The organism is Streptomyces bambusae (assembly GCF_019400985.1).
GTDB classification, from domain to species: domain Bacteria; phylum Actinomycetota; class Actinomycetes; order Streptomycetales; family Streptomycetaceae; genus Streptomyces; species Streptomyces bambusae_A.
This window is the reverse complement of record NZ_WTFF01000307.1, coordinates 1-8,648: the sequence shown is the minus strand read 5'-3', so window position 1 is coordinate 8,648 and position 8,648 is coordinate 1. Positions and strand designations below refer to the sequence as shown.

Sequence of the window (8,648 nt, the reverse complement as noted above, 5' to 3'; positions counted from 1 at the left end):
CCGGCCGGTTCGCCACCGCCTCGACCCTGCCGATCGTGCTGGACTCCACCGAGGTGGCCGTCATCAAGGCGGGTCTGGAGAAGCTGGGTGGCCGGGCGGTGATCAACTCGGTCAACTACGAGGACGGTGACGGGCCCGATTCCCGTTTTGCGCAGGTCACGCGTCTGGCGCAGGAGCACGGTGCGGCGCTGATCGCGCTGACCATCGACGAGGAGGGCCAGGCCCGCACCGTCGAGAACAAGGTCGCCATTGCCGAACGTCTCATCGCCGACCTGACCGGGAACTGGGGGATCCGTGAGTCGGACATCCTGATCGACACCCTGACGTTCACGATCTGCACCGGTCAGGAGGAGTCCCGCGGGGACGGTATCGCGACGATCGAGGCGATCCGTGAGCTCAAGCGCCGTCACCCGGACGTGCAGACCACGCTCGGCCTGTCGAACATCTCCTTCGGTCTGAACCCGGCCGCGCGCATCCTGCTGAACTCCGTCTTCCTGGACGAGTGCGTCAAGGCGGGTCTGGACTCGGCGATCGTGCACGCCTCGAAGATCCTGCCGATCGCCCGGTTCGACGAGGAGCAGGTCAGCACCGCCCTGGATCTGATCTACGACCGGCGTCGGGAGGGCTACGACCCGCTGCAGAAGCTGATGGAGCTCTTCGAGGGGGTCAACACCAAGTCCCTCAAGGCCGGCAAGGCCGAGGAGCTGCTCGCTCTGCCGCTGGAGGAGCGTCTGCAGCGGCGGATCGTCGACGGGGAGAAGAACGGCCTGGAGGCCGACCTCGACGAGGCCCTCCAGTCCCGCCCGGCCTTGGACATCGTCAACGACACCCTGCTGGAGGGGATGAAGGTCGTCGGTGAGTTGTTCGGTTCCGGGCAGATGCAGCTGCCGTTCGTGCTGCAGTCCGCGGAGGTGATGAAGACCGCGGTGGCCCACCTGGAGCCCCACATGGAGAAGTCCGACGCCGAAGGCAAGGGCACGATCGTGCTGGCGACCGTCCGCGGGGACGTGCACGACATCGGCAAGAACCTCGTCGACATCATCCTGTCCAACAACGGCTACAACGTCGTCAACCTCGGCATCAAGCAGCCCGTCTCCGCCATCCTGGAGGCCGCCGAGGAGCACAAGGCCGACGTCATCGGCATGTCCGGTCTCCTGGTGAAGTCCACCGTGATCATGAAGGAGAACCTGGAGGAGCTCAACCAGCGCAAGCTGGCCGCCACCTACCCGGTCATCCTCGGCGGCGCCGCCCTCACCCGCGCCTACGTCGAGCAGGACCTCCACGAGATCTACGAAGGCGAGGTCCGCTACGCCCGCGACGCCTTCGAGGGCCTGCGCCTCATGGACGCCCTCGTCGCGGTCAAGCGCGGCGTCCCCGGCGCCACCCTGCCTGAGCTGAAGCAGCGCCGCGTCCCCAAGCGCGACGTACCACTGCTTGAGGTGGAGGAGCCGGAGGGCGGGGTCCGCTCCGACGTGGCGGTCGACAACCCGGTCCCGGCCCCGCCGTTCTGGGGGACCCGCGTCGTCAAGGGCATCCCGCTCAAGGACTACGCCTCCTGGCTGGACGAGGGCGCGCTGTTCAAGGGCCAGTGGGGCCTGAAGCAGGCGCGCGCGGGCGGGCCGACGTACGAGGAACTGGTCGAGAGCGAGGGCCGGCCCCGGCTGCGCGGCCTCCTGGAGAAGCTGCACACCGAGAACCTGCTCGAAGCCGCGGTCGTCTACGGCTACTTCCCCTGCGTGTCCAAGGGCGACGACCTGATCCTCCTCGACGAGCAGGGCAACGAGCGGACCCGCTTCACCTTCCCGCGCCAGCGGCGCGGCCGGCGGCTGTGCCTGGCCGACTTCTTCCGCCCGGAGGAGTCCGGCGAGACCGACGTCGTCGGCCTCCAGGTCGTCACGGTCGGATCGAAGATCGGCGAGGCCACGGCCAAGCTGTTCGAGTCCGACTCCTACCGCGAGTACCTGGAGCTCCACGGCCTGTCCGTGCAGCTGGCCGAGGCCCTCGCCGAGTACTGGCACGCCCGCGTCCGCGCCGAGCTCGGCTTCGCCGCCGAGGACCCGGCCGACGTGCGCGACATGTTCGACCTGAAGTACCGCGGCGCCCGCTTCTCCCTCGGCTACGGGGCCTGCCCCGACCTGGAGGACCGGGCCAAGATCGCCGACCTGCTCCGGCCCGAGCGGATCGGGGTGCACCTGTCCGAGGAGTTCCAGCTCCACCCCGAGCAGTCCACCGACGCCATCGTCATCCACCACCCCGAAGCGAAGTATTTCAACGCGCGCTGAGGCGGACCGACGTACACTTGTCGGTCCCACACAGGCCGGTCGCCTGTTTCCCCGGGCAAGCCCGTGGGGAATGGCGACCGGCCTTTTCGTCCTTCTGAAGGGGTGTCGCCCTATGACCAGCACCGTTCCCGCCTCGCTCACCCGGACGGCCGACGGCTCGGCCCTCCAGGCGGTGCTGCTCGACATGGACGGGACGCTGGTCGACACCGAAGGGTTCTGGTGGGAGGCCGAGGTGGCCGTCTTCGGGGAGATGGGGCACAGCCTGGACGAGTCCTGGCGGGACGTGGTCGTCGGCGGGCCCATGAGCCGTAGCGCCCGCTTCCTGATCGAGGCCACCGGCGCCGACATCGGCCTCGCCGAGCTGAGCGTGCTGCTGAACGAGCACTTCGAGGCGCGGATCGCCGACCGGGTGCCGCTGATGCCCGGCGCCGAGCGGCTGCTGAGCGAGCTCGCCCGGCACAACGTCCCCACCGCACTGGTCTCCGCCTCGCACCGCCGGGTCATCGACCAGGTGCTGAGCTCGCTGGGCCGGGACCGCTTCCACCTCACCGTCGCCGGCGACGAGGTGCCCCGCACCAAGCCCCACCCCGACCCCTACCTGCTGGCCGCCAAGACCCTCGGCGCCCACCCCGCGCGGTGCGCCGTCGTCGAGGACACCGCGACCGGGGTGGCGGCCGCCGAGGCCGCCGGCTGCCGGGTCGTCGCCGTCCCGTCGGTCGGGCTGATCGCCCCCGCGCCGGGCCGGACCGTGGTGGGCTCGCTGGAGGACGTCGACCTCGCCTTCCTGCGCTCGCTCATCACTACGATGAACTGACCGCGCACGCTGCGTACCGAACAGAACACGGCCCTCGCCCGGGTCTGACGGAAGGATCTTCCGCACATGGCACCGGAGGCCGAAATTCCACGGTCTTCCGACCAGCTTTCCGGGTGAGCTTCGTCACCCGGAATGCCCCTTCGGAGGGGCTTCCGGGGCCCTTGGGCGTTCCCTTGTGTCCGGATTGATCATCCCCTGACCGAATCTGCCGACACTCCGCCATGTGCGGGCAGTTCGTTCCCATCACGGTGTGCTGATCCCTCCCGTTCGTCCGGTTCCAGCCATACCGTCCGGGCCCACTAATGTCGTCGCGGGCACTACGCCGCACCTCAGCCGTCCCGGACGCACACCCCTGTGCCGGGACCGCGTGGACCGATCGTCACACCACCGGCCCGATCGTTCCGCCCAGAACGGGCGTCCGTCGCGAAGTGCCCTCTGTACCAGCTGTGAAAAGTGCCGGTTGAGGGAGCATTTCGAGGATGAACCGCAAGACCCTGGTGCTGACGGCCGCGGCCGCTCTGCTCACCCCCGCGCTCGCCGCCTGCGGCAGCACGACCGGCGGGGAAGCGGGCTCCGGAGCGATCGTCGTCGGAACCACCGACCGGTTCGAGGCCGCCGACTACGCCCCCGCCCCGTTCGACCCCGCGTACGCCTACGACGCCGGCGCCTGGAACATCCTGCGCCAGACCGTCCAGACGCTCATGCACACCCCCCGCGGCGGCGGCCAGCCCGTCCCGGAGGCCGCCTCCGACTGCCGCTTCACCGACAGCGGCAACGAGAGCTACCGCTGCACCCTGCGCCCGGGCCTGAAGTTCGCGAACGGCGACCCGCTCACCGCCAAGGACGTCAAGTTCTCCATCGACCGGGTCCTGGCGATCAAGGACGAGAACGGCCCGTCGTCCCTGCTCAGCACCATCGACACCGTCGAGGTCAAGGCCGCCGACACCGTCGTCTTCCACCTGAAGACCCCCGACGCGACGTTCCCGCACAAGCTCTCCACCCCCGCCGCCGGCATCGTCAACCAGAAGCAGTACGACGCCAAGAAGCTCCGCCAGGGCTTCGCCGTCGACGGCTCCGGCCCGTACACGATGAAGGCCGAGGTCAAGGACGACCGCATGGTCCGGGCCGTCTTCACCAAGAACCCCCACTACAAGGGCGACATCAAGCTCCGCAACGACCGCGTCGAGCTGCGCACCTACGAGGACTCCGCCGCCGTCGGCAAGGCGCTGACCTCCGGCGAGGTCCACATGGTTTCCCGGACCCTGTCGCCCGCCCAGATCAAGGACTTCTCCACCAAGCCGCCCAAGGGCGTCAAGCTCGTCCAGATGCCCGGCATGGAGATCCGCTACATCGGCTTCAACACCGACGCCCCCGTCGTCGGCAACAAGGCCGTCCGCCAGGCCCTGGCCGCCGCCGTCGACCGCAACAACATCATCTCCAAGGTCTACGGCAAGGCCGCGCAGCCCCTGTACTCGCTGGTGCCCACCAACGTCAACGGGCACGTCAACTCGTTCTTCAACAAGTACGGCGAGGCCAACACGCAGAAGGCCGCGAGCATCCTGCAGGCCGCCAACGTCAAGACCCCCGTCAAGCTGACCCTGAGCTACACCTCCGACCACTACGGCGACGGCACCGCCGCCGAGTTCGAGGCCCTCAAGACCCAGCTGAACGGCACCGGGCTCTTCGACATCACCGTCCAGGGCAGCGAATGGGCCGGCTTCCGGCCCGCGCAGAAGCAGGGCACCTACCCCGCCTACGGGCTCGGCTGGTTCCCCGACTACCAGGACGCCGACAACTTCCTCGCTCCCTTCCTGGAGCAGGACAACTTCCTGGGCACGCCGTACGCCAACAACACGGTGCGCACCAGGCTGATCCCCGAATCCCGGCGCGCCGTCGACCGCAACGTCGCCGCACCCGCGATCGCGGACATGCAGGACATCGTCGCCGACGACGTACCCGTCCTCCCGCTGTGGCAGGGCAAGCAGTACGTCGCCGCCCGCGACGGAATCACCGGCGTGGAGTGGTCCGTCAACGCCATCTCCGATCTCCAGCTGTGGGAACTCGGCCGGGGTGTCAGCGGCTGACGCCGCACCAGACCGGCAGCGGGAGTCGCGGGCCGGGCGCAACGACAGTAAAGACTGAGAAGGACGTTCAATGAGACGTAACCAGTGGTTGGCGGCCCCGCTCGGCGCGGCCACCGCAGCGGCGCTGCTCAGCGGTTGCGGTTCGCAGGATGGCGCTGCGGCCGGCGACGGCAAGGGCGTCGTCATGGGCATATCGGACAAGGTGAAGTCGGTCGACCCGGCGTCGGGCTACGACCCCGGCTCCTGGCTGCTCTTCAACAACGTCTTCCAGTCCCTGCTGAGCTTCCCCAAGGGCGGCACCACCCCCGAGCCCGACGCCGCCCAGAGCTGCGTCTTCGAGGGCGGCGACAGCAAGATCTACAAGTGCGTGCTGCGCCCCGGCCTGAAGTTCAGCAACGGCAACGCGCTGACCTCGAAGGACGTCAAGTTCTCCTTCGACCGCACGCTGAAGATCAACGACGAGAACGGCCCGGCCGTCCTGCTGTCCTCGATCGCCGGCATCGACACCCCCGACGACAAGACCGTCGTCTTCCGCCTGAAGACCTCCGACGCCACCTTCCCGAGCAAGATCGCCTCGGGTGCGGGCGCCATCGTCGACTCCCGCGAGTACCCGGCCGACAAGCTCCGCACCGACAACAAGGCCGTCGGATCCGGCGTCTACAAGCTGGACAACTTCAGCAGCAAGGCCGCCAACTTCTCGGTCAACGACTCCTACACCGGCAAGGCCAAGCCGAAGAACACCGGCGTCACGCTGAAGTTCTTCGACGGCGACCAGGCCTCCCTGAAGTCGACCCTGGAGAGCGGCGACGTCGACTTCGCCTTCCGCGGCCTCGCCGCCAAGGACATCGCCGAACTGGAGACCAAGGCCACCCAGCAGAAGGTCGACGTCGTCCAGGGCACCGGAGCCGAGGTCCACCACCTCGTCTTCAACATCAGCGACCCGGTCGCCGGCAAGCTCCCGGTCCGCAAGGCCATCGCCTACCTCGTGGACCGCGACGCCCTGGTCCGCGACGTCTACGAGGGCACCGCGACGCCCCTGTACTCGATCATCCCGGCCGGCATCGGCTCCCACAACACCGCCTTCTTCGACCGCTACGGCGGCACCCCCCAGCCCGAGAAGGCCAAGGCCGTCCTGAAGGCCGCCAACATCAGCGGCAAGGTCAAGCTGAGCCTGTACGGCACCCCGTCCCGCTACGGCCCCTCCACCGAGGCCCAGCTCCAGGCCCTCGCCAAGCAGCTGAACGACAGCCAGCTGTTCGACGTCGACGTCAAGATGGCCGAGTACGACCAGTACGAGAAGGACATCGCCGCCGGCAAGTACGGCGTCTACGTCCGCGGCTGGGTCCCCGACTACCCGGACGCCGACAACTTCACGCAGCCGTTCTTCGGCCCCGGCAACGTCCTGGGCAACAACTACGACAACAAGGAGATCATCCAGCAGATCATCCCGGCGACCTCCGCCAAGTCCGACCGCCCCTCCGCCAACGCGGACTACACGCGGCTCCAGGACATCGTCGCCGAGGAGGTCCCGCTGCTCCCGCTGTGGCAGGGCAAGCAGTACGCCGTGACCCGCCCGAACATCACGGGCCTGCAGTGGTCGCTGGACGCCTCGACGGTCTTCCGCTTCTGGGAGATCAGCAAGGGCTGAGCACGACGCAAGGGGGGCTCCCCGCGGACCACGGTCCGCGGGGAGCCCCCCTTCGGCATTGCCCACGCGGCGCTACGGCGCCACGGCGCTACGGCGCTACGGCGCCACGGCCCCTGCGACATCCTGGCGCTACGTCGCTACGTCGCTACGCCGCCGCCGCGCCGGGCCACGCCGCGCCGCTACTGGGCGCCCGGGCGCACCAGACCGCTCTCGTACGCGTACACCGCCGCCTGCACCCGGTCCCGCAGGCCCAGCTTCGTCAGCACGTGCCCCACGTGCGTCTTCACGGTCGTCTCGCTCACGAACAGGTCCGCCGCGATCTCCGCGTTCGACAGCCCGCGCGCCACCAGCTTCAGGACCTCCACCTCGCGCTCCGTCAGCGTCGCCAGCACGTCCGGCACCGCCTCCTCACCCGACGGCAGATGCCCGGCGTACTTGTCCAGCAGCCGCCGCGTGATGCTCGGCGCCAGCATCGCCTCACCCGCCGCGACCACCCGGATCGCCTGCACCAGCTCGTGCGCCGGAGCATCCTTCAGCAGGAACCCGCTCGCACCCGCGCGCAGCGCCTCCACCACGTACTCGTCCAGGTCGAACGTGGTCAGTACCAGCACCTTCGCCGGGCCGTCCCGGCCCGGACCGGTGATCTGCCGGGTCGCCTCGACCCCGTCCATCCGCGGCATCCGGATGTCCATCAGGACCACGTCCGGCTGCAGCGCCCGCACCTGCTCCAGCGCCTGCAGGCCGTCACCCGCCTCCCCGACCACCGCCAGGTCGGACTCCGCCTCCAGGATCATCCGGAAACCGGTGCGCAGCAGCGGCTGATCGTCTACCAGCAGGACGCGGATCGCCACGGAGTACCTCATCGTCGTCGGCGGCTTCAGGGGACCGGGCCATTCTGCCCTGCCCGAACAATCAGGATTCCGCCGGGCGTTCCGCGTCCTCCCGTGCACCGATCATGAGCGGATACGGCGGCGGAGTGCCACCGAATTCCGGACACACCGCCCGGTGGTCGCACCAGCCGCACAGCTTCGTCGGCCGCGGCCGCCAGTCACCCGTCTCCGTCGCCTCCTTGATCGCCTCCCACAGCGCGAGCAGCTTGCGCTCCACCCGCTCCAGGTCCGCGACCACCGGGTCGTACGTCAGCACGTCCCCGCTGCCCAGGTACACCAGCTGCAGCCGCCGCGGCACGACCTGCTTCAGCCGCCACACCACCAGCGCGTAGAACTTCATCTGGAACAGCGCGCCCTCGGCGTACTCCGGCCGCGGCGCCTTGCCCGTCTTGTAGTCGACGATCCGCACCTCGCCCGTCGGCGCCACGTCCACCCGGTCGATGATCCCGCGCAGCCGCAGCCCCGACTCCAGCTCCGCCTCCACGAAGAACTCCCGCTCCACCGGCTCCAGCCGGGTCGGGTCCTCCAGCGTGAACCAGCGCTCCACCAGCGCCTCGGCCTCCGACAGCCAGCGCGCCAGCCCCTCCCCGCCGTCCTGCGCCGGGAACAGCTCCGTCAGCTCCGGCCGGGACTCCAGCAGCCGGTCCCACTGGCCCGGCACCAGCGCCTTCGCCCGCGGCGCCGTACGCTCGCCCGCCGGATGGTCGAAGAGCCGCTCCAGCACCGCGTGCACCAGCGTCCCCCGCGTCGCCGCCGCGCTCGGCTTCTCCGGCAGCCGGTCGATCACCCGGAACCGGTACAGCAGCGGGCACTGCATGAAGTCACTCGCCCGCGACGGGGACAGCGACATGGGCCGGGCAGCCGCACGCGCCGCACCGGCCGCATCGGCGGGCGCACCGGCCGCGCCAGGCGCACAGGCCGCACCGGGCG

General features: G+C 69.4%; 6 protein-coding genes. 4 read left to right on the top strand and 2 right to left on the bottom strand.

Features of this window, described 5'->3' with window-relative positions; translation table 11 throughout:
- The 4 genes from GPJ59_RS29480 to GPJ59_RS29465 all read left to right on the top strand — a co-directional run.
- Positions 1-2,282: methionine synthase (locus GPJ59_RS29480; RefSeq protein WP_219670895.1), on the top strand; the 2,282-nt coding region annotated here is incomplete at its 5' end.
- A gap of 112 nt (positions 2,283-2,394) precedes the next feature.
- Positions 2,395-3,096 carry an HAD family hydrolase gene (locus GPJ59_RS29475; RefSeq protein WP_219670888.1) on the top strand — a complete coding sequence of 234 codons (702 nt, stop codon included), beginning with the start codon at positions 2,395-2,397 and terminating at the stop codon, positions 3,094-3,096.
- A 479-nt stretch (positions 3,097-3,575) separates the two neighbouring features.
- The gene (locus tag GPJ59_RS29470; protein WP_219670886.1) at positions 3,576-5,180 is read left to right on the top strand and encodes an ABC transporter substrate-binding protein; all 1,605 of its coding nucleotides are present in this window, start codon (positions 3,576-3,578) and stop codon (positions 5,178-5,180) included.
- 70 nt (positions 5,181-5,250) lie between these two features.
- Complete coding sequence (locus GPJ59_RS29465; protein ID WP_219670878.1) at positions 5,251-6,828, top strand: ABC transporter substrate-binding protein; 1,578 nt, start codon at positions 5,251-5,253, stop codon at positions 6,826-6,828.
- 179 nt (positions 6,829-7,007) lie between these two features.
- Here GPJ59_RS29465 and GPJ59_RS29460 read toward each other — a convergent pair whose 3' ends face one another.
- On the bottom strand, positions 7,008-7,679 hold the full coding sequence (locus GPJ59_RS29460) for a response regulator (RefSeq protein ID WP_219670876.1): 672 nt from the start codon (positions 7,677-7,679) through the stop codon (positions 7,008-7,010).
- A gap of 61 nt (positions 7,680-7,740) precedes the next feature.
- Complete coding sequence (locus GPJ59_RS29455) at positions 7,741-8,568, bottom strand: RecB family exonuclease (RefSeq protein WP_219670903.1); 828 nt, start codon at positions 8,566-8,568, stop codon at positions 7,741-7,743.
- Positions 8,569-8,648: the final 80 nt, after the last annotated feature.